This is a genomic window from Bacillus sp. FSL K6-3459 (genome assembly GCF_038003305.1).
GTDB lineage: Bacteria > Bacillota > Bacilli > Bacillales > Bacillaceae > Bacillus > Bacillus pumilus_O.
In genome coordinates, this window is record NZ_JBBOOW010000001.1 from 3,676,734 (window position 1) to 3,696,298 (window position 19,565).

General features: G+C 40.0%; 21 protein-coding genes. 3 read left to right on the forward strand and 18 right to left on the reverse strand.

Annotated elements, in window-relative coordinates:
• Nucleotides 1–97: 97 nt before the first annotated feature.
• From MHI35_RS18715 to MHI35_RS18745, 7 genes are all read right to left on the reverse strand, one after another.
• A complete protein-coding gene (locus MHI35_RS18715; protein ID WP_335349397.1) occupies nt 98–1,615 on the reverse strand; it encodes an ABC transporter permease/substrate-binding protein in 1,518 nt (505 codons plus the stop codon).
• Complete coding sequence (locus tag MHI35_RS18720) at nt 1,608–2,573, reverse strand: ABC transporter ATP-binding protein (RefSeq protein ID WP_144523558.1); 966 nt, start codon at nt 2,571–2,573, stop codon at nt 1,608–1,610. Before MHI35_RS18720 ends, MHI35_RS18715 begins: the two co-directional genes overlap by 8 nt.
• Before the next feature lie 209 nt (nt 2,574–2,782).
• Nucleotides 2,783–3,022, reverse strand: a complete 240-nt coding sequence (rpsR, locus tag MHI35_RS18725) for a 30S ribosomal protein S18 (protein ID WP_008347556.1) — start codon at nt 3,020–3,022, stop codon at nt 2,783–2,785.
• A 44-nt stretch (nt 3,023–3,066) separates the two neighbouring features.
• The gene (ssbA, locus tag MHI35_RS18730) at nt 3,067–3,612 is read right to left on the reverse strand and encodes a single-stranded DNA-binding protein SsbA (RefSeq protein WP_003215157.1); all 546 of its coding nucleotides are present in this window, start codon (nt 3,610–3,612) and stop codon (nt 3,067–3,069) included.
• Nucleotides 3,613–3,648: 36 nt separating this feature from the next.
• Nucleotides 3,649–3,936 (reverse strand): 30S ribosomal protein S6, encoded by a 288-nt coding sequence (rpsF, locus tag MHI35_RS18735; protein WP_003215073.1) that lies wholly within the window; start codon nt 3,934–3,936, stop codon nt 3,649–3,651.
• Between the two features lie 108 nt (nt 3,937–4,044).
• Entirely contained in the window at nt 4,045–5,145 is a 1,101-nt protein-coding gene (ychF, locus tag MHI35_RS18740) for a redox-regulated ATPase YchF (RefSeq protein ID WP_012011909.1), read from the reverse strand.
• Nucleotides 5,146–5,361: 216 nt separating this feature from the next.
• On the reverse strand, nt 5,362–5,568 hold the full coding sequence (locus MHI35_RS18745; protein ID WP_012011910.1) for a DUF951 domain-containing protein: 207 nt from the start codon (nt 5,566–5,568) through the stop codon (nt 5,362–5,364).
• A gap of 285 nt (nt 5,569–5,853) precedes the next feature.
• Here MHI35_RS18745 and MHI35_RS18750 point away from each other — a divergent pair, with 285 nt between their 5' ends.
• Both MHI35_RS18750 and MHI35_RS18755 read left to right on the forward strand, forming a co-directional pair.
• Nucleotides 5,854–7,173 carry a hydrolase gene (locus MHI35_RS18750; RefSeq protein WP_335349396.1) on the forward strand — a complete coding sequence of 440 codons (1,320 nt, stop codon included), beginning with the start codon at nt 5,854–5,856 and terminating at the stop codon, nt 7,171–7,173.
• A gap of 15 nt (nt 7,174–7,188) precedes the next feature.
• Nucleotides 7,189–7,599 (forward strand): hypothetical protein, encoded by a 411-nt coding sequence (locus MHI35_RS18755; protein ID WP_044139037.1) that lies wholly within the window; start codon nt 7,189–7,191, stop codon nt 7,597–7,599.
• 25 nt (nt 7,600–7,624) lie between these two features.
• Here MHI35_RS18755 and MHI35_RS18760 read toward each other — a convergent pair whose 3' ends face one another.
• Complete coding sequence (locus MHI35_RS18760; RefSeq protein ID WP_144523554.1) at nt 7,625–8,680, reverse strand: YkvI family membrane protein; 1,056 nt, start codon at nt 8,678–8,680, stop codon at nt 7,625–7,627.
• A 72-nt stretch (nt 8,681–8,752) separates the two neighbouring features.
• Here MHI35_RS18760 and yyaC point away from each other — a divergent pair, with 72 nt between their 5' ends.
• A complete protein-coding gene (yyaC, locus tag MHI35_RS18765) occupies nt 8,753–9,379 on the forward strand; it encodes a spore protease YyaC (protein ID WP_144493287.1) in 627 nt (208 codons plus the stop codon).
• Between the two features lie 25 nt (nt 9,380–9,404).
• Here the strand turns inward: yyaC and MHI35_RS18770 are convergent, their stop codons facing one another.
• From MHI35_RS18770 to rpmH, 10 genes are all read right to left on the reverse strand, one after another.
• The gene (locus MHI35_RS18770; RefSeq protein WP_211062813.1) at nt 9,405–10,259 is read right to left on the reverse strand and encodes a ParB/RepB/Spo0J family partition protein; all 855 of its coding nucleotides are present in this window, start codon (nt 10,257–10,259) and stop codon (nt 9,405–9,407) included.
• Nucleotides 10,252–11,013 carry a sporulation initiation inhibitor protein Soj gene (gene soj, locus MHI35_RS18775; protein ID WP_034620351.1) on the reverse strand — a complete coding sequence of 254 codons (762 nt, stop codon included), beginning with the start codon at nt 11,011–11,013 and terminating at the stop codon, nt 10,252–10,254. Before soj ends, MHI35_RS18770 begins: the two co-directional genes overlap by 8 nt.
• A 397-nt stretch (nt 11,014–11,410) precedes the next feature.
• Entirely contained in the window at nt 11,411–12,286 is an 876-nt protein-coding gene (gene noc / locus MHI35_RS18780) for a nucleoid occlusion protein (protein WP_034660661.1), read from the reverse strand.
• A gap of 105 nt (nt 12,287–12,391) precedes the next feature.
• Nucleotides 12,392–13,111: a 16S rRNA (guanine(527)-N(7))-methyltransferase RsmG gene (gene rsmG, locus MHI35_RS18785; RefSeq protein ID WP_012011919.1), complete on the reverse strand. Its 720-nt coding sequence runs from the start codon at nt 13,109–13,111 to the stop codon at nt 12,392–12,394.
• Between the two features lie 13 nt (nt 13,112–13,124).
• Nucleotides 13,125–15,011 carry a tRNA uridine-5-carboxymethylaminomethyl(34) synthesis enzyme MnmG gene (gene mnmG / locus MHI35_RS18790; RefSeq protein WP_095286178.1) on the reverse strand — a complete coding sequence of 629 codons (1,887 nt, stop codon included), beginning with the start codon at nt 15,009–15,011 and terminating at the stop codon, nt 13,125–13,127.
• 17 nt (nt 15,012–15,028) lie between these two features.
• On the reverse strand, nt 15,029–16,408 hold the full coding sequence (gene mnmE / locus MHI35_RS18795) for a tRNA uridine-5-carboxymethylaminomethyl(34) synthesis GTPase MnmE (RefSeq protein WP_044139031.1): 1,380 nt from the start codon (nt 16,406–16,408) through the stop codon (nt 15,029–15,031).
• Between the two features lie 403 nt (nt 16,409–16,811).
• Entirely contained in the window at nt 16,812–17,435 is a 624-nt protein-coding gene (gene jag / locus MHI35_RS18800; protein ID WP_211062814.1) for an RNA-binding cell elongation regulator Jag/EloR, read from the reverse strand.
• Nucleotides 17,432–18,214 carry a YidC family membrane integrase SpoIIIJ gene (gene spoIIIJ / locus MHI35_RS18805; RefSeq protein WP_088002962.1) on the reverse strand — a complete coding sequence of 261 codons (783 nt, stop codon included), beginning with the start codon at nt 18,212–18,214 and terminating at the stop codon, nt 17,432–17,434. The genes jag and spoIIIJ overlap by 4 nt, the downstream gene beginning before the upstream one ends.
• A gap of 158 nt (nt 18,215–18,372) precedes the next feature.
• On the reverse strand, nt 18,373–18,732 hold the full coding sequence (gene rnpA / locus MHI35_RS18810; protein WP_003214983.1) for a ribonuclease P protein component: 360 nt from the start codon (nt 18,730–18,732) through the stop codon (nt 18,373–18,375).
• A gap of 78 nt (nt 18,733–18,810) precedes the next feature.
• Nucleotides 18,811–18,945 carry a 50S ribosomal protein L34 gene (gene rpmH, locus MHI35_RS18815; RefSeq protein WP_008360908.1) on the reverse strand — a complete coding sequence of 45 codons (135 nt, stop codon included), beginning with the start codon at nt 18,943–18,945 and terminating at the stop codon, nt 18,811–18,813.
• Nucleotides 18,946–19,565: the final 620 nt, after the last annotated feature.

A 19,565-nucleotide genomic window follows, 5' to 3' on the forward strand; every position in this document is an offset into this window, starting at 1 on the left:
TTAAGGATATGATGTTTTTAAATAAAAGTCAACGATTTTTGTTTTTCCTTTTAAAAAAGCAGATCTGCTTTTACATAACAGATCTGCTCTTCCTTGATTAATGCAGTAATTTTTTCTTTTTTAAATAGGCTTTCGCTACCTGAAATGCATCCTTACCTTGCACATTCACTTCATAATTCATTTCTCTCATCTCATCGTCTGTAATTTGACCCCCGAGCTTATTGAGAGAGGTCTCAATCTCAGGGTACTCCGTTAATGTCTCTTGCCTTAACAGCGGTGCTCCTTGATATGGCGGGAAAACATGCTGATCATCATTAAGCACCTTTAACTTGTATTGCCTCAATTCACTGTCTGTCGAATAGGCATCGACTAAATTGATATCTCCTTTTTGAATCGCTCGATACCGAAGCTTCGGTTCCATCGTCACTACATCATCAAAGGAAAACTGATAGGTCTTTTGAATACCTCGATACCCATCCTGTCGATCAGAAAATTCTAAGGTAAATCCAGCCTTTATGCGATTCTTGAACTTGCCTAGATCTGAAATATTAGATACATCATATTGATCAGCCAACGACTGAGGCACGGCTAAAGCATACGTATTGTTGTAAGCCATCGGCTCAAGAAGGCGGAGCTGAAAGGATGATTCCAAACCGCGCCGCGCTTGCTCATACACTTTTTCTTTATCTGTGCTTTTCGCTGTTTGTTTGAGGAACTCAGAAATTGCAGTACCCGTAAACTCAGGATAAATGTCAATATCACCAGACCGTAAAGCTTGAAAAACAAAAGACGTCTTGCCAAGACCAAGCTTAAGATTGACTTGAATATCCGTATCCTGTTCAATTAAAAGTTTATACATCGAGATTAGAATTTCAGGCTCTGATCCTAACTTTCCACCGATGGTGATTTCTTTTTTTTCTTGTTGAAACAATAATGGGCCCGCGACAATAGCTCCTGCAATCACAGCAAAAAACGTCACAGAGATCACAGTCTTTTTAAAAGAGATTTTCTCAAACGTGCGCAGTACCACATCAAATAATAGTGCGAGCAAGGCAGCTGGTATAGCGCCAATGACAATGAGTGACATATCATTTCGATCAATTCCCAGCAAAATCAGACTTCCTAATCCCCCAGCCCCGATCAGTGCGGCAAGAGTGGCAGTTCCCACAATGAGAACCATCCCAGTTCGGATACCTGCCATGATGACTGGCATGGCTAGAGGCAGCTCTACCTTTAATAATCGTTTGCGGTGATTCATTCCCATGGCAAGCGCCGCTTCTCTCAGGGAAGGATCGACCTCCTGAATGCCTGTATATGTATTTCTTAAAATAGGGAGTAAGGCATACACGACAAGCGCAATAATCGCAGGCATTTGCCCAATCCCAACAAGAGGAATGAGCAAGCCAAGCAGCGCGAGCGACGGGATTGTTTGCAAGACCGCCGTCACCCCAATCACCCACTCTGCAAGCTTTGGCACCCTCGTTAAATAGATACCTAATGGAATGGCTATCAAAATGGCTAAAAATAAAGCAATAAACGAAATTTGAATATGTTCAAGTAAAGCATGCCCCAATTGTTCTTTTCGATCTAAAAACAGATTGATCCAATCATTCATGTGACTCGCCCCTCTCCCTAGGAGAATCAGCTAAAAACTGAATCACCGCTTGACGATTCACTAGTCCAATTCGCTCCCCTTCCTTTTCCACAGCCAATTCCTCATACTTTGCCAATTCGGATAAGACCTCATTCAGCGTGGCATGTGTTGTGATTGCTTCATAGCCTAAAAGAGACTCCTGAGGCATTGGTCTAGCCATGGCCTCTAGCTCAAACGCTTGTTGTCCTACATGGCAAGCAGCACCTGAGACAAACTCTCGAACAAAAGCATTGACTGGGTGTTGAACCAATTCCTCTGGACGACCAATCTGCACCACTTTCCCTTCCTTCATGATACAAATTCGATCACCGAGTCTCATCGCCTCCTGCATATCATGCGTCACGAAGACAATGGTCTTTTGAATACGGCGCTGCAAATCAAGCAGATCATCCTGCAATTTCTCCCTCGTTAGTGGATCTAACGCACTAAAGGGTTCATCCATCAAGATAATCTCAGGATCAGCTGCAAGTGCACGTGCCACACCAACACGCTGCTGCTGTCCACCAGATAGCTCTGACGGCTTCCGGTGTCGATACATAGCAGGATCAAGACCAACCATCTGCATCAATTCCTCCACTCGCTTATTGATCTCGTGACGGCTCCATCGTTTGAGCTCTGGAACCACAGCAATATTTTCTTCAATGGTCATATGAGGAAAAAGAGCAATTTGCTGTAGAACATACCCAATATCCCATCGCAGCTCATACATATCATAATCATTTATTTTTTGACCCTTTATGTAAATCTCACCTTCTGTAGAAGAAATGAGACGATTGATCATTTTCAATGTCGTCGTTTTCCCGCTTCCACTAGGTCCAATGAAAACAAAAAACTCGCCCTTCTGAATCTCTAAATCAACAGATTCAACAGCATAACGCTCATCTGAAAATTGCATCGATACCTTTCTAAATTCAATCATCTTTCCACGTCCTGACTGCAATTATTTTCTTGACTACCAATATGACAGATCGACCCCATATTTGTATAGAACAAACTGTCACTTTTACTCTCTTTTACATACTTCCCCTAGAATGCCCGCCAAAAACAGCTCTAGCCAGTTCAGATGAGATCTTCTTAGACAATAAAAAAAGCGGAGAGCTCGAGGCTCTCCGCTTTTAAGTCAACGACTTACTCACCAGTAACGTATGGAAGTAATGCCATTTGACGTGATTTTTTAATCGCTAATGTCAATTTACGTTGATACTTAGCGCTAGTTCCTGTTACACGACGAGGTAAAATTTTACCACGCTCAGAAACAAACTTTCTAAGAAGATCAACATCTTTGTAATCGATGTGCGTGATACCGTTAGAAGTAAAGAAACATACTTTACGACGTTTCGCACGACCGCCTCTGCGTCCACCTGCCATTTGTTTTCACACCTTTCTTTTGGTCATTATTTTTTTCAGATCAATTAGAATGGCAAATCATCATCGGAGATGTCAATCGGTTTACCATCATTCGCAAATGGGTCATCATTGAAGCTATTTCCCTGATTACGATTTTGTTGGTTGCTTTGATTGCCATATGGATTTTGACTTGGTTCATTTCCAAATGGATTCTGATCGTTTTGGCTACCGCCATAATACTGGCCTCCGCTATTGCCACCGCCGCTGTATCCACCTGAACCAGCACCGCCGCTCTTAGGCTCAAGAAATTGAACACTTTCAGCTTGAACCTCTGTCACGAAGACACGCTGTCCTTGCTGATTTTCATAGTTTCTTGTCTGCAAACGACCGTCTACACCGGCAAGACTTCCTTTTTTCAAGAAATTAGCCACATTCTCGGCTTGTCTTCTCCAAGTAACACAGTTAATGAAATCGGCTTCACGCTCTCCAGATTGATTCGTAAACGTACGATTCACAGCTAGAGTAAACGTGGCTACAGCCGCACCATTAGGCGTGTAGCGAAGCTCAGGGTCTTTTGTTAGTCTTCCGACCAATACAACACGGTTTAGCATATTGAAAGACCACCTTTAAATATATATTTCAATGATTTATACTTCTTCTTTAACAACAATGTGGCGAATGATATCGTCACTGATCTTAGCTAAGCGGTCAAATTCTTGAACTGCTGCAGCGTCAGATTGAACATTTACGATTTGGTAGAAGCCTTCACGGAAATCGTTGATTTCGTATGCAAGACGACGTTTACCCCAATCCTTTGTTCCAGTGATCTCCGCTCCGTTAGAAGTTAACACGTTATTGAAACGCTCGATAACTGCTTTTTTAGCCTCATCGTCAACTGTTGGGCGGATGATGTACATAACTTCGTACTTTCTCATCTGATTGCACCTCCTTTTGGTCTAAGCGGCCCTAAACGGGCAAGGAGCAATAAATTATATTACTCACAATTGTATATTATAACAAATTACTTGGCCTATGACAAGAACCTATACGTTAAAACGGAAATGAATAACGTCTCCATCTTTCACTACATATTCTTTACCTTCTAGACGGACTTTTCCAGCCTCTTTTGCAGCAGACATGCTCCCACCAGCAAGTAAATCTTCATATGCAACCGTTTCAGCACGAATGAACCCACGCTCAAAGTCTGTATGAATGATTCCAGCACATTCCGGTGCCTTCATTCCCTTTTTAAACGTCCAAGCGCGTACTTCCTGCTCACCTGCTGTGAAATAAGTAGCTAAACCAAGAAGTGAATAAGATGCTTGAATCAGCTGATCTAGACCTGACTCTTTAATGCCAAGCTCTTCAAGGAACATCTGCTTCTCTTCCCCTTCAAGCTCTGCAATTTCAGACTCGATCTTCGCACATACGACGATGACTTCAGCATTTTCACCAGAAGCAAACTCACGGATTTGCTGCACATACTCGTTGCCGTCATGATCTGCTACTTCATCCTCACTCACATTTGCTACATAAAGAACTGGTTTAGATGTAAGTAAATGAAGCTGTTTCACAAGTTTCTGCTGCTCCTCTGTAAATTCTACAGATCTTGCTGATTTCCCAGCTTCAAATGCATGCATTAGCTTCGACAAAATATCAAATTCAGCTACCGCTTCCTTATCCTTTTGTTTTGCAAGCTTACTCACACGAGCCAAACGTTTTTCAACTGTTTCTAAATCAGCCAAAATCAACTCTAAATTAATGGTTTCGATATCTGATACAGGGTCAACCTTACCTGATACGTGTGTGATGTTATCATCTGCAAAAGCTCTCACCACGTGACAGATCGCATCTACTTGACGAATGTGAGAAAGGAATTTATTCCCTAAACCTTCACCTTTTGAAGCCCCTTTGACAATACCGGCAATATCAGTGAATTCAAAAGCAGTCGGAACTGTCTTTTTCGGCTGCACCAATTCTGTTAGTTTTTGCAAACGCTCGTCTGGAACTTCTACAATTCCGACGTTTGGATCAATGGTACAAAACGGATAGTTAGCAGACTCCGCTCCAGCCTGTGTAATTGCATTAAATAGCGTTGACTTCCCGACGTTAGGTAAGCCAACAATACCAGCTGTTAAAGCCATTCTTTCATCTCCTCTATATCAAACGTGCTCGTTATACTGCGTAATATGAACCTAGAGCAATTATAAGTAGGTTTACATGAAAAGACAAGCTAACCGTTATGCATTATCAATAGAAGAAACATTGCCAAAAAGAATAAATCAATCCTTTTAAAAAGGAATTTGCATCTAATTCTTCTATAAAAAAGACAAATTTCATCAAAAAAGCATGAGGCCTACTTAAGCAGTTGGCTCCTCATGCTTGACGAGAATTTTCTTCATTTTTCGTTCAAAGTCTCTTCTGGGAATCATGACGCTATGCCCGCAGCCTTCACATTTAATGCGAATATCCATGCCCAACCGAATCACTTTCCACCGATTGACACCACATGGATGGGGTTTCTTCATTTCAACGACGTCATGTAACCCAAACGCTTTGTCTGCCATCAGCTTTCACCTCTCTTGCTCACTTCATTGAATCTATTGTACAAAAAAACGGCGATGAAGAGCAATGCACAAAGCAAAGACCCTTTTTCTCTTATTCTTGTTTATAGAAAAAACCCTTCTTTTAGATCATTTTATTTGTGACCAATAGTTACTTAAACTCCGCTTTTTTTCAATATTGTCACAAACACTGTAGGTCAAAAGGTTTTTATTGGTAGAACACTGTGGTTTTTCCATATTTTTTGATTTATGATATCTGCATAAATGTTATGTGAGGGAGCAGGTACGATGGTCAATCGAAAGGATAGATTAACTGATAAAGAATATAAAATCATATCCGATCATGCTGGAAACATAGATAATTACCAGCAGCACCATACGATAGAAATAGGTCAACAAACACTCACTGTCCATGATTTTCTCAAGGTCGATCATCAATTATATGGTTTAACAATGCAGCCGGAGAAAACAGATGAGTTCATCGTCGCTTTTCACTGTCCAATACCAAATCAAATGCCGGTGACCTCGCCACAAGATGTACACACCGCGGCACAGTCATTGCTTAAAACAGATTATGCCTATCCCATTCAAAGGAAGTCCCTTGATAGCAATCAAGATCATGTCTTTTATAAAGGGAAGGAATACATAGAGCAAATCAGTCAGAAACACCCCAATGCAGGTATATATCTCACTGGACAAGCCCTTGCCGGTGCTGTTTGTGCTTATGTTGCAACAGAGCAGCCAGCTGTCAAAAAAGCCGTCACCTTTGATAGCCCCAATATATGGAGCAGTCTGGCACCTTCGATTCAGCAGAAGGCGCAGCAAGGTCAATATAGGCGGGTCTTGACTGAATATATTCAACCTAGTCATTATGTAGGTTTACTCAATCGTCATGATCATGGAGTTGGTCAAGTTCAGTACACCGTGCCGCCACAGCAGCAAGGCGCCGTCCAAGAATCCGTTAAATATAAACAAAGAGAAATTGATACCTTTTTAAAATCAGCTTTTGCGTCTATGAATATTGAATGGAACGAATCTTTTGATACAAATGCTTTTTTAGCTCTTATTTCTGGGAGTTTAAAAGGAAATGGGTATTCGTTCCATAAAGATGGATCTGCTCGGATTTTAGATGAACAACTTGACCATAATACAAGTTTTACAGCCATGCTGTTGCAAGAAATCCATTCTGGACGTGCATATGCACAAAGCGGTCTAGAAATTATCATAAAATCCCATTTACTGAAAAATTCATCCTACGATCTCCAAAGTGTGATTGATCATGAAGTACACACTATATTTGATAAAATTGATGGGATCGATGAAAGTGTAAAAGACGCCGTCCAGCATGTAAAACAAGAGCTCAAAGGACTCGTCGGCTTTGGTCACTATGATTTATTAAGTCCAAGTGATGTGGAAGCACTAGTAGAAGAAGTGAGGATGGAACAACATCACTCCTCCTTTTATTCACATGAAAAACAACTGAATGCCCTGTACACCTTGAGAGATTACGAACAAGAACTTTCTTCTCTTTCAAGACATATGTACACAATGGGTGATGATTACGCCAAGGCAGATAGGCGTCTTGCGATGCAAATGGGTATTCATTAAGAAAGGAGTCGCCGCATGATCAATCAAAATAAACCTCCTAGTGACGCCCAGCGTTTCTTGCAAAATGTGAGTGCCCGCCGCTCCATGTCTGTATTTGAAAATCAATCGGCACCACAAACACAAACGCAGTCCCCAGAAGAAATAGCCGCCATTCAGGCCATACGAAGAGAAGGACAGCGAAAGGATCTAAAACGGCTGCTCAAAATGCGACTGCATGACGAATTAGCAAACACTCGCGTGCACTTGGAGTATCAATTGTCTAAAACAGAAGACATGATCAACCAGACGACCATTGTCAAACAGCACATCTCTCAACATTTAAAGGGACAAGCCATTTCAGAATTAGAGGAACGCCTTCAGCGTCTTAAGCAAATGCCAGTCTATGATGATATCAAAGACGCCATTGATTCTATTCGTATAAAATAAGCACAGCTCTGACAAAGAGAGGTGCTTATTTTATTTTATCAATATAATTTTTATTACAGAAAAATATCTTTTTACTTAAAATCGGATATAGCATTAAACAGACAAGCAAATAAAGATTCAGCAAGCTATATATCGGATACAAGAAAGCAATTAAATCGGCAAACCCAAGAGATGTTAAAGGTGCCATCAACAGAAGCATTACGAGCACAACCAGCCAGCGAGGCAATGGTATAAAAGAGAGCATTCGGCTGGATAAACCAAATAAACCTGCCGCTGTCGTCGTATAAATGGCTAGACAAAGGACAACGGTCATAAACACAAACAATGATGTCGGCGCTCCTTCTAATACTGTAAACAAAGGAATGCCTTCTGCTGATAGGCTCCCAGAAATATCAACCAGTATTTCGTTATACACGTACGAGATGACCCCAAAAATCAGACCGCTTAATATACTCGCCACTTTTGCCTCTCCAAGCCCCTTCATTTCTTTCCCAACCGAAGACAGTACTGCGACCACAGATAATATATTCAAAGAAGCAAAGACAATGCTGGCAGGCCAGTTGTACTGCTGCCCAAAATCAATTCGCCACATATGATCATGGTTCATATAATAAAAAACAAACGCATAGATGAGCCCCGCCACCAAAATTGGTATAATGAAAGCATTCACAGATAAGAGCCCTTTCACATCCCAGAAAAAAATCATAAATGAAAATAGACAAAATGCACCGATACCCACCCAAAATGGCACATGATACATCTCGAGTGTCACTCCGCCACCGGCAATCATGACTGTCGTTGTCGTGAATAAATAAAGGACAATTAAAACGTCATACACTTTAGCCAGCCATGGACCGACAAGCCGCTCTAGCACTGGCACAAAGTGATCGGCACGTACCTCATAACTGATTTTTAACACCACATAGGTAGACAGCATGAACATCAATGTAAACAGTAGAATGGCTAGTCCACTATCAATGCCAAAAAACTGCCAAATTTCTTGGCCGGAAGCATACCCCGCTCCTATTAAGCTTCCTAAAATTAAAAGCGTCCACCTTGAACCAGCCTTCCACACAATCATCACCTCATAGGTATAGAATTAAGCTTGTTTCCGTATACTGTTACTAACTACTATGACAAGGAAGTGAGACCTATGAATAGCAAGAACGGTCTTTTTTTTAGAAATAGGGTGAAAGAATACGTGTCCCATACGGATACAAACGCCATTCAACAGCTTAAAAGTATTTTATTCTCGCATCTTCAGAAAGCAGGAAAAAGACCCGTTGCCATCGTTTGTATTGGAACAGACCGCTCAACTGGCGACTCTCTAGGTCCACTTGTTGGTACAAAGCTTTCAGCTCTTGATTTGAAAAAGCTTCATGTATATGGAACGCTCTCTGACCCAGTTCATGCAGTCAATTTAAAAGAAAAGCTCGCTGAAATTGAACAAGCTCATAAACATCCATTTATTGTAGCAATTGATGCCTGTTTAGGAAGAGTGAAAAGTGTTGGCTCCTTCCAAATTGGAGATGGGCCGTTAAAGCCTGGAGCGGGTGTACAAAAAGAGTTGCCAGAGGTAGGAGATATTCATATTAATGGGATCGTCAATGTGAGCGGCTTTATGGAATACTTCGTTCTCCAAAACACACGCCTTCATCTTGTCATGTCTATGGCCAATACACTTTCTGAAAGTCTATCTCATATTGATCAAATGGATTGGACAAGAGAAAAAAGTCGTTCTCTCTTTGCTCCTATTCAAAATATCACTGGGAGAATATAAAAAAGACCATCTCGTATCAAGATGGTCACTCTGATGATTCTCTCGTAGAAAGCAATTCGAGGATTCTTTCTAAATCTTCGTTGGAGAGAAATTCAATCTCTATTTTTCCTTTTTTCTTCTGTTTCTTGATCGACACTGAAGTGCCAAAGTAGTTTTGTAAGAAAGACTCTCTTTCTTTCAACACTCGATCCTTTGGTGCTTCTTTTTTCTTTGTTTCACGTGGAACATTTTCGTTTAACTGCTGAACAAGTTTCTCAACCTGACGTACGTTTAACCCCTCGTCCACGATTTTCTTTACCAATGGTGCCAGCTTATTTTTGTTTTTCAAGCTAAGCAATGTTCTTCCATGTCCCATCGATAACGTTCCATCTGCAATCAGCTTTTGTACTTCATCCGGTAAAGTCAAAAGGCGGAGATGATTCGCAATATGCGGTCTGCTCTTCCCTAATCGCTTCGCTAATTCCTCTTGCGTCACACTTAGGTGATCTAGCAAAGAAGCATACGCTTGCGCTTCTTCTAATGGAGATAAATCTTCGCGTTGCAAGTTTTCTAAAAGGGCAATCTCTCTCATGAGCGTTTCTGAAAATTCTCTGACGATCGCAGGAATCGTTGTCAGACCAGCTTGTTGTGCTGCACGGTAACGACGTTCGCCTGCTACAATGTCATATCCTTTAATCGATTTGCGGACAATGATCGGTTGTAAAACACCATGCTGCTGAATGGATTCTTTCAGATCAGACAATGCATCTTCATCAAACGTTTTCCTTGGCTGATACGGGTTCGGACGCAAATCCTTTATTTTGATTTCTTCAACCGTTTCTTCATTTGAGTCTACAGTGTTAAATAGTGCATTAATACCCTTTCCAAGACCTTTAGCCATTCGCATCCACTTCCTTTGCTAAGTCTAAATAGACATCTGCACCTCTTGAACGTGGATCATACAAGATAATCGGTTTCCCATGACTAGGCGCTTCACTCAGTCTTACATTTCGCGGAATCACGGTCTGATAGACCTTATCTCTGAAGTATTTCTTCACTTCTTCGATGACTTGAATCCCAAGATTTGTTCGTGCATCAAGCATTGTCAGCAAGACACCTTCAATGGCAAGATCCGTATTTAAATGTTTCTGCACGAGACGAACAGTGTTTAACAATTGGCTCAATCCTTCAAGCGCATAATATTCACACTGCACCGGAATTAAAACGGAATCGGATGCGGTTAATGCATTAATCGTCAGTAATCCGAGTGATGGCGGGCAGTCAATAATCATATAATCATAATTTTGCTTAACAGACTCAAGTGCTCTCTTCAATCTCACTTCTCGTGAAATCGTAGGCACAAGCTCTATTTCAGCCCCTGCAAGTTGTATCGTCGCAGGAATGACATCGAGATTTTCGACCTCTGTCGTCTTAATCACATCAAGAACATCTGCATCATCAACTAAAATATCGTACACGCACTTTTCTACGTCGGCCTTCTCAATCCCAATACCACTCGTGGCATTACCCTGCGGATCAATATCAACTAACAACACTCGTTTACCTATGTATGCTAAACACGCACTCAAATTAACAGAAGTTGTCGTCTTCCCGACGCCGCCCTTCTGGTTGGTAATCGCTATGATTTTTCCCACGATGACACCCACTTTCAACTTAACAAGTTTCTCATTCATTCATACTTCCTATTCTATCAAAAAAAGTATGAAACGTTTGCTTTTTTTGTTTCTCCATTATATATTCGTCAGCAAATGTCTATTTTCGCACATGAAAAAACGAATTTAAACACAGTTAATAATATATTAATATAACTATTGAAGGGGAAAATCAGGATAAAAAACCTCACTTTCATCAAAATTGTAATCCACCGATTGTACGGCCTTCGTTCACAATGATCTTAGGGGTAACCGTTTTGTAGCTTCTCTTTTTTAAGAATCCATAGGGGATCTTAATGGTAAATGTCGCAATCGACTGTTTTAGCATAGCCTGAGAATCAATAAAAAAAGCTGACGAGTGGCTCTCATCAGCTTCTTTCTATTTAGGAATTCGAATTGTTAATTGGATATATTCCTCAAATTCTTCTTCCTCAGTATTTATTTTAAGCCCGCTGTCTTCTACCATATGGAGAGACTGACGAATGGTATTCATCGCAATTCGTGTATCACGACTAAACGCCTTACGCTTTGGCTTCGGTTTGCGATCTGTTTTTTGTTCAAGCATTTTCACTACACGCTCTTCAGTCTGTTTTACATTCAGCTGCTTTTCGATGATTTCCTGCAAGAGTGCGATTTGTAATTCTGGAAGCTTTAGGGGTACAAGAGAACGTGCATGCCTTTCAGAGATTTTTTTCTCTAAAATGGCCTGTTGTACCTCTTCAGGCAACTTTAAAAGTCTTAATTTGTTTGCAACAGTAGATTGTCCCTTACCTAAACGCTGAGCAAGCGCTTCCTGTGTTAAATCATGAAGCTCTAAAAGACGTGCATAGGCATGAGCCTCTTCAATAGCAGACAGCTCTTCTCTTTGCAAATTTTCAATCAATGCCACAGATGCCGTTTCCGTATCAGTAAAATCTTTTATAATAGCGGGGATTTTCTCCCATTGAAGAGTCTGTACCGCTCTCCAACGTCTTTCGCCGGCGATCAGTTCATATTTTCCTTCTTCTTCTGTCGGTCTGACGACAATAGGTTGAATAATGCCATGGGTATGAATCGTCGTGGCCAGCTCATGTATCTTTTCTTCTGAAAAAATGGTGCGTGGCTGAAAACGGTTTGGCATAATTGTGTCAACCGGGAGCTCCTGTATCTCTTCCTTTAATGTATCATGCTCAGCAATCTCTGCCTCTATTTCGGTTTCACGCTCAGGATGTTCTTTGTCACCAAGCCCGAAGAAGCGTGAGAGTGAATGCTTCATGAACCTACACCACCTTTAAAAACTACCTTTTTATAATTCTATTTTCTCATGTTTTTTCCTTCTGTAAAATCTTAAATATTGAAGAAAAACCGACCTTTTACATGATCAACCTTCTATTGGTGATTTATTAGGTGTTCCTGGTTTTCTAGGATATTTTTTTGGTGTTTGCTTTTTCTTTTCAATGACAATGATGTTCCGTTCGCTTTCTTCTAAAGGAAGAACAAAGGAATGCTTTTCAACAACCTCTCCTCCGAGGACAGTAACGGCTTTCTTCCCTGCTTGCATTTCTTCATCAGCAGCAGATGCTTTTAGTGCCACAAACAACCCTTCCTTTTTTACAAGGGGCAGACATAGTTCGCTCAAAACCGATAAACGCGCAACTGCTCTAGCAGTGACAAGATCATAGCTTTCACGCTTTTCCTTACGTTGTCCAAACGTCTCAGCACGATCATGATAAAAAGTAGTATCTTGTAAGTTTAACCCTTTTGCTAACTCATTCAAAAACGTAATTCGTTTCTGAAGAGAATCAACAATGGTCACATGTAGATGAGGGAAGCAAATTTTAAGAGGAATGCTTGGGAAACCAGCACCAGCTCCAATATCGCAAATCGTCGTCACTTTATGAAAATCAATGAAAAATGATGCGGAAATGGAATCATAAAAATGCTTTAAATACACTTCTTCCTTTTCAGTAATGGACGTCAAATTCATTTTCTCGTTCCATTCTACAAGCATGCGGAAGTAAGTTTCAAATTGTTCAAGCTGCACAGGAGAAAGAGTGATCCCTTTCTCCTCTAGTGCTGCTGTAAATTGTTCAATGTTCATGCCGACATCCTTTCTATTCTGCTATCTTCGCAATACGTCCCTGCTCTAAATATACTAAAAGGATAGAAATATCAGCAGGGTTAACGCCTGAAATACGAGAAGCCTGTGCAACAGAAAGCGGTCGGACTTCTTTCAACTTTTGTTTCGCTTCAGTTGCAATTCCTTTGATGGCATCATAATCAATACGATCAGGAATCTTTTTGTTCTCCATCTTTTTCAGCTTTTCAACTTGTTGGAGTGACTTTTCGATATAACCTTCGTATTTAATTTGAATCTCTACCTGCTCACACACATCAGAAGGAAGAGGTGTTTCAGCAGGGGCTAACGTCACAACTGATTCATAGTTCATTTCTGGACGCTTCATCAAATCACTTGCACGAATACCGTCCTTCAGCTCACTTCCACCAAGTGAACGAATAAATTCTTGTGTCTCAGCTGTAGGTTTGATGATGACTGAATATAAACGTTTTTTCTCTGCTTCAATGGCTTCTTTTTTCTGCTGGAAGGCTTGGAATCTTTCTTGAGATATTAATCCAATATGATAGCCAAGTTCAGTTAATCTTAAATCCGCATTATCATGACGAAGAAGCAAACGATACTCTGCACGGGATGTTAAAAGACGGTAAGGTTCATTTGTTCCCTTTGTGACAAGATCATCAATAAGTACACCGATATATGCATCAGATCGGCTTAAAATGACTTCTTCTTTACCCAATGCTTTTCTTCCTGCATTAATACCTGCCATTATTCCTTGACCTGCTGCTTCCTCATAGCCAGACGTACCATTAATTTGGCCAGCTGTATATAATCCAGAAATTTTCTTCGTCTCGAGTGTAGGCCACAATTGAGTAGGCACAATTGCATCATACTCAATGGCATAACCTGCTCTCATCATTTGTACATTTTCGAGCCCAGGGATGGTAGAAAGCATGCGCTGCTGTACATCCTCTGGAAGACTTGTAGATAATCCTTGAACATACACTTCCTGCGTATTACGACCTTCTGGCTCTAAGAAAATTTGATGTCTCGGTTTGTCATTGAAACGAACCACTTTATCTTCAATGGAAGGGCAGTATCTAGGACCAGTTCCTTTAATCATACCTGAATACATTGGAGAACGGTGAAGATTCTCATCAATAATTTGATGTGTTTCTAAACTTGTATATGTTAACCAGCATGGCAGTTGATCTGTAATATATTCAACCGTTTCATAGGAGAACGCCCGTGGAACGTCATCACCTGGTTGAATTTCTGTTTTACTATAGTCAATTGAGTGACTATTCACTCGAGGAGGTGTTCCTGTTTTAAAGCGAACCAAGTCGAATCCTAACTCTGCTAGATGATCCGATAATTTGATGGATGGCTGCTGGTTATTAGGACCACTGGAATACGATAAATCCCCTAAAATAATGCGGCCTTTTAAGAAAGTCCCAGTCGTTAATACAACAGACTTCGCACGATAGTTTGCCCCTGTTTGTGTAACGACACCTTTACATTCATCATCTTCTACAATTAAATGATCCACCATACCTTGAAGCATTGTCAGGTTCGGTTCATTTTCCATTGTTTTTTTCATTTCATGCTGATATTGGAACTTGTCTGCTTGCGCTCTTAAAGCACGAACAGCAGGCCCTTTCCCCGTATTCAGCATGCGCATTTGAATATGCGTCTTATCTATATTTCGTGCCATTTCTCCGCCCAGTGCATCAATTTCTCTAACAACAATCCCTTTTGCAGGACCGCCTACGGACGGATTACATGGCATAAAAGCAACCATATCGAGGTTGATAGTCAATACAAGTGTTTTAGCGCCCTGTCTTGCAGAAGCAAGAGCAGCCTCAACCCCAGCATGACCGGCACCCACGACGATGACGTCATAATTGCCAGCTTCATAACCCATTTCTTATGTTCCTCCCTTTACTTTCCTAAACAGAATTGAGAGAATAACTGATCAATCAAGCTTTCATGAACAGCATCTCCTATAATTTCACCGAGCTGTTCCCAGCAGCGTGTTAAATCTATTTGAACAATGTCGATTGGTACGTCCATTTCAATTCCTTCAAGAGCATCCTCAATTGATTGTTTTGCTGCCTGAAGTAAGGCAATATGCCTTGTATTACTTACATAAGTTAAATCTCCACTTTCAATTGATCCAGTGAAGAACAGTGATTGAATCGCCATTTCAAGCTCATCAATGCCCTTTTCTTGTAATAATGATGTAGTGACCACTGGACGATCCTTCGCTAACTGCTTGACCTTTTCTACATCAAGCTTAGGCTCAAGGTCTGTCTTATTCACAATCACGATGATATCCATACCTGAGACAGCCTCAAAAAGCTTAATATCTTCTTCTGATAGTTCTTCGCTATAATTGAGCACAAGTAAAATCAGGTCAGCTTCTTTTAAGACCTGTCTAGATCGTTCAACTCCTATACGCTCAACAATGTCCTCTGTCTCACGTATACCCGCAGTATCGACTAGACGGAGAGGTACACCTCTTACATTTACATATTCCTCAATAACATCTCTCGTAGTTCCAGGAATATCTGTGACAATGGCCTTTGTTTCCTGTACAAGGCTATTCAGCAAAGAAGATTTTCCAACATTCGGCCTTCCTATAATGACAGTGGATAAGCCCTCACGGAGGATTTTCCCTTGCTGAGAAGTCGAGAGTAACGACTCAATTTCTTTTTTGACCGATGTCGCTTTTTCCACTAATACGCGATGTGTCATTTCTTCAACATCGTCATACTCAGGGTAGTCAATATTGACTTCAATATGCGCCAGTGTTTCTAGGATCTCGCCACGCAGTCGCTGAACCAAACCGGAGAGACGTCCCTCCATTTGAGTGATTGCTACATTCATCGCTCGATCCGTCTTTGCCCGAATCAAGTCCATGACAGCCTCCGCTTGCGATAGATCTATTCTTCCATTTAAGAAAGCACGCTTTGTGAACTCACCTGGCTCCGCTAATCTTGCTCCTTCTCTTAAAGCAAGCTGCAATACTTTATTGACCGTTACAATTCCGCCATGGCAGTTAATCTCAATAACGTCTTCTCTCGTAAATGTTTTTGGCGCTCGAAGTACTGACACCATGACCTCTTCTATTACTTGATCAGTCCTTGCATCCACGATATGACCATAATGAATGGTATGAGAATCCACTGATACAAGTTTTTTCTCCTTAGGCCCTTTATACATCCTATCAGCGATCTGTACCGCTTCAGGCCCACTTAAACGAATAATCGCGATTGCTCCTTCACCCATCGGTGTCGAAATAGCTGCAATTGTATCCATCGCTCAATCACCTCTTTCTCTACTTTAATAGACAGTCTTTTATCTATTAAATGGACGTTGTCCATCTCTATATCAAAAACGCTTAATCCAAAATTTAAAGATACCATAAATGAAAGCGAAGTGAAAGTATCCTCTATCCAATTATCCACAGCTTTGCATCCTATCTATTTTAACACTTAACTTATCCACATGTGAATAACGACGTTCTAAACTTATCTTCACATCTTACACCGAAACCCGATAAATTTAAACGCCCCGATACCTTTGTTTACTTGTAAAAATGCCATTTTCCACTCAACTTACACCTTAACTTTTTAGAAATAAAGGATGAATCTTCTATAGAAACACAATTTTTCAATAAAAAAAGACTAAAATCCAGCTTTGCTGAATTCTAGTCTTTCTGTTATTTTTTATACAGCACCACTACATGACGCTTACTACCTGTATCTTCCGATGCCGTTGCTAGTTCTTTAGAAAAAGTAGCGATCGTATCATGAATTACTTTTCGTTCGTTCGAAGGCATTGGTTCTAAATGAACTTTTCTCTTCGTTTTTAAAACTTTGTTTGCCGTCTTAACGGCATATTGTTCAAGTGCTTCTTGTCGCTTTTTCCTATAATCTCCAATATCAATGGTAATATGATGATACTGATCAGAATAGCGATTAAACACTAATTGTACCAAGGTTTCTAAAGAGTACAAAGTTTGTCCTCTTTTTCCAATCATTAATGACGTTTTATCTCCATCAATGTGGAAAGAAATCTTTTTCGGTTCCTGTTTGGAAACAATCTTCGCTTTAGGATCAATGGATTTAACAATATTATCTAAATACTGTGTAGCTAATTTAAGAGCATTTCTCTTTTCTATCAATTTGACTACAGCTTGTCTTTTACCAAATAATCCTAAGAACCCTTTATTTCCTTCATCCACAATTGTGATATCTACTTCTTCTTTTAGAAGCTGAATTTGTTTAAGTCCGGAATCTACTGCTTCTTCGATTGTGCGACCGACAGCAGTTATTTCCTTCATTTTTTATTCCCGCCTGCTTTTTCTTTTGTATCTAATTTTACTTGAGGAGTTTTAATCACTAATGTTTGGATGATCATGAAAATATTACCTACAACCCAGTACAATGAAAGTGCTGCTGGGAAACTAATAGCAAATACAATGATCATAATCGGCATAACCCATAACATGATCGCCATTTGAGGGTTGTCCGAAGGATTTCCAGCCATCATCAGTTTTTGCTGAATGAAAGTAGCTACCCCCGCAATGATCGGTAATAGGAATAATGGATCTGGACTGCCTAAGTCAAACCATAAGAATGTATGCTTTTTAATTTCTGCTGTTCTCATAATCGCATGATAGAATCCGATTAGGATTGGCATCTGAATTAAAATCGGGAAACATCCTGCTAATGGATTGACGCCATTTTTTTGGAAAAGAGCCATTGTTTCCTGCTGAAGCTGCTGCTGAGTTTTTTGGTCTTTAGAGCTATATTTTTCACGAAGCTTTTTAATTTCAGGCTGCAATGCTTGCATTGCTTTTGTACTTCTTAACTGCTTAATCATTAATGGTAAAATGAGCAAGCGAATTAACAGTGTCACAATAATGATCGCAACTCCGTAGTTTTCACCAGTCAAATTTGCCATGTACGTGATTAATTGAGATAGCGGGTAAACAATATAAGAGTTCCAGAATCCCTTACTATCTGATGTGATTGGTTCATTAATTTGTGTACATCCAGCCAATAGAACCAATGCGCCAATCAAGCTAAATATTAGTAATAATCGCCTTTTCAACAAGATTCCTCCCATTACTTCAAACTTTATTTAAGTTGGAATTGATTACGAAAGTGACTCACCTAATCAGTATGGTAACATTTTTTCAATACAAAGTGGTGGTTTCATTTTAATTCACTAGATGAAGGAAGCGCTTTTAAAAATTGATTCAACGAAAGTTTCTATTACGAAGACTTTTTCGGTTGTTGTTGATAAACAGCGGATTTTCTAAATAAATGTTGGAGAGACTTCTTTGTTTCTTCAAAGGTCAATTCACTTGCTGGTTTTCTCGCAATGACAATATAGTCTTTTTCTTGCTTTAACTTATGACCTTCCTCTAAAAACACCTGACGGATCAGTCGTTTAATTCGATTTCTCATCACTGCATTACCAATCTTCTTACTCACAGACAATCCTAAACGCAGTTCATCTTGATTTGGTTGATCCAGCTGGTAAATAACGAATTGACGATTCGCCATTGATTGACCTTTTTTAAACACTTTTTGAAACTCTTCATTTTTTTTTAGCCTGTTTCGCTTCTTCATGTTTTCTTCCACTCCGATAAAAACTGACAGTTCATTTACGATTTTATGTAAAAAAGACCACTGACATTATTCAGTGGCCTAAGCTGATAATTTTTTTCTACCTTTACTGCGGCGTCGCTTTAAAACTAGACGTCCGTTCTTAGAACTCATACGGCTGCGGAAGCCATGAACTTTACTACGCTTTCGGTTATTTGGTTGAAACGTTCTTTTCATTTATGACACCTCCCTGAGGAATAGCTGTTTAAGACAGTCTAACTCATTATATTTGTGTAACCCATCGATTGTCAATATCAATGATAAAACTCTTATTATCAACCTTATAAGCATAACATAATTTATCAAACGAAGAAACCTTCTTTTTTAGTTTCTAACATTTTCTTCTCTTTTTCCTCCTAAAAGGCCTCTAAAACAAGGGTGTGGATATTTTTCCGGCATATTTAGACTATCCACATTCATTATCGACATTTTTTTCACACAAATAACTGATGTGGATAATTATTTTTCAACAGGATGTAAAGTTTGTGGATAAGTTTGTGACACCCATTGCGCCATCTTGTTTATTTTGATATTATATTTGTGTTTTAACTCTTAATTACTTATCTGACCTATTTAGGTTATCCACAAATTGTGGACAACCTGTGGAAAGATATTACACAGGTTGTTGAATTGTTTATCCACAGACTGTGTAATTTGTCGAAAAGACGTTTTTCTACTATATTATTTGTTTTCAACAATGTATGTGCACGAATGGTGATGACCATTTGCTCTTTTTCGTGTTCTATAACAGTTTGATACTGGTCATTTTAAAAAGAAAAGGAGGGGGGAGAAGCCTT

Excerpts from the sequence above, each read along its gene's own strand:
- MHI35_RS18760 (WP_144523554.1), bottom strand. The coding sequence starts at position 8,680 with ATGATTGTGTGGAAGGCTGGTTCAAGGTGGACGCTTTTAATTTTAGGA.
- rpsR (WP_008347556.1), bottom strand. The coding sequence starts at position 3,022 with ATGGCAGGTGGACGCAGAGGCGGTCGTGCGAAACGTCGTAAAGTATGT.
- rpsF (WP_003215073.1), bottom strand. The coding sequence starts at position 3,936 with ATGAGAAAGTACGAAGTTATGTACATCATCCGCCCAACAGTTGACGAT.
- rsmG (WP_012011919.1), bottom strand. The coding sequence starts at position 13,111 with ATGAACATTGAACAATTTACAGCAGCACTAGAGGAGAAAGGGATCACT.
- MHI35_RS18750 (WP_335349396.1), top strand. The coding sequence starts at position 5,854 with ATGGTCAATCGAAAGGATAGATTAACTGATAAAGAATATAAAATCATA.
- MHI35_RS18720 (WP_144523558.1), bottom strand. The coding sequence starts at position 2,573 with ATGATTGAATTTAGAAAGGTATCGATGCAATTTTCAGATGAGCGTTAT.
- rpmH (WP_008360908.1), bottom strand. The coding sequence starts at position 18,945 with ATGAAAAGAACGTTTCAACCAAATAACCGAAAGCGTAGTAAAGTTCAT.
- jag (WP_211062814.1), bottom strand. The coding sequence starts at position 17,435 with ATGAAGGAAATAACTGCTGTCGGTCGCACAATCGAAGAAGCAGTAGAT.
- mnmE (WP_044139031.1), bottom strand. The coding sequence starts at position 16,408 with ATGGATACAATTGCAGCTATTTCGACACCGATGGGTGAAGGAGCAATC.
- mnmG (WP_095286178.1), bottom strand. The coding sequence starts at position 15,011 with ATGGGTTATGAAGCTGGCAATTATGACGTCATCGTCGTGGGTGCCGGT.
- ychF (WP_012011909.1), bottom strand. The coding sequence starts at position 5,145 with ATGGCTTTAACAGCTGGTATTGTTGGCTTACCTAACGTCGGGAAGTCA.
- MHI35_RS18755 (WP_044139037.1), top strand. The coding sequence starts at position 7,189 with ATGATCAATCAAAATAAACCTCCTAGTGACGCCCAGCGTTTCTTGCAA.
- rnpA (WP_003214983.1), bottom strand. The coding sequence starts at position 18,732 with ATGAAGAAGCGAAACAGGCTAAAAAAAAATGAAGAGTTTCAAAAAGTG.
- MHI35_RS18715 (WP_335349397.1), bottom strand. The coding sequence starts at position 1,615 with ATGAATGATTGGATCAATCTGTTTTTAGATCGAAAAGAACAATTGGGG.
- ssbA (WP_003215157.1), bottom strand. The coding sequence starts at position 3,612 with ATGCTAAACCGTGTTGTATTGGTCGGAAGACTAACAAAAGACCCTGAG.
- yyaC (WP_144493287.1), top strand. The coding sequence starts at position 8,753 with ATGAATAGCAAGAACGGTCTTTTTTTTAGAAATAGGGTGAAAGAATAC.
- MHI35_RS18770 (WP_211062813.1), bottom strand. The coding sequence starts at position 10,259 with ATGGCTAAAGGTCTTGGAAAGGGTATTAATGCACTATTTAACACTGTA.
- MHI35_RS18745 (WP_012011910.1), bottom strand. The coding sequence starts at position 5,568 with ATGGCAGACAAAGCGTTTGGGTTACATGACGTCGTTGAAATGAAGAAA.
- noc (WP_034660661.1), bottom strand. The coding sequence starts at position 12,286 with ATGAAGCATTCACTCTCACGCTTCTTCGGGCTTGGTGACAAAGAACAT.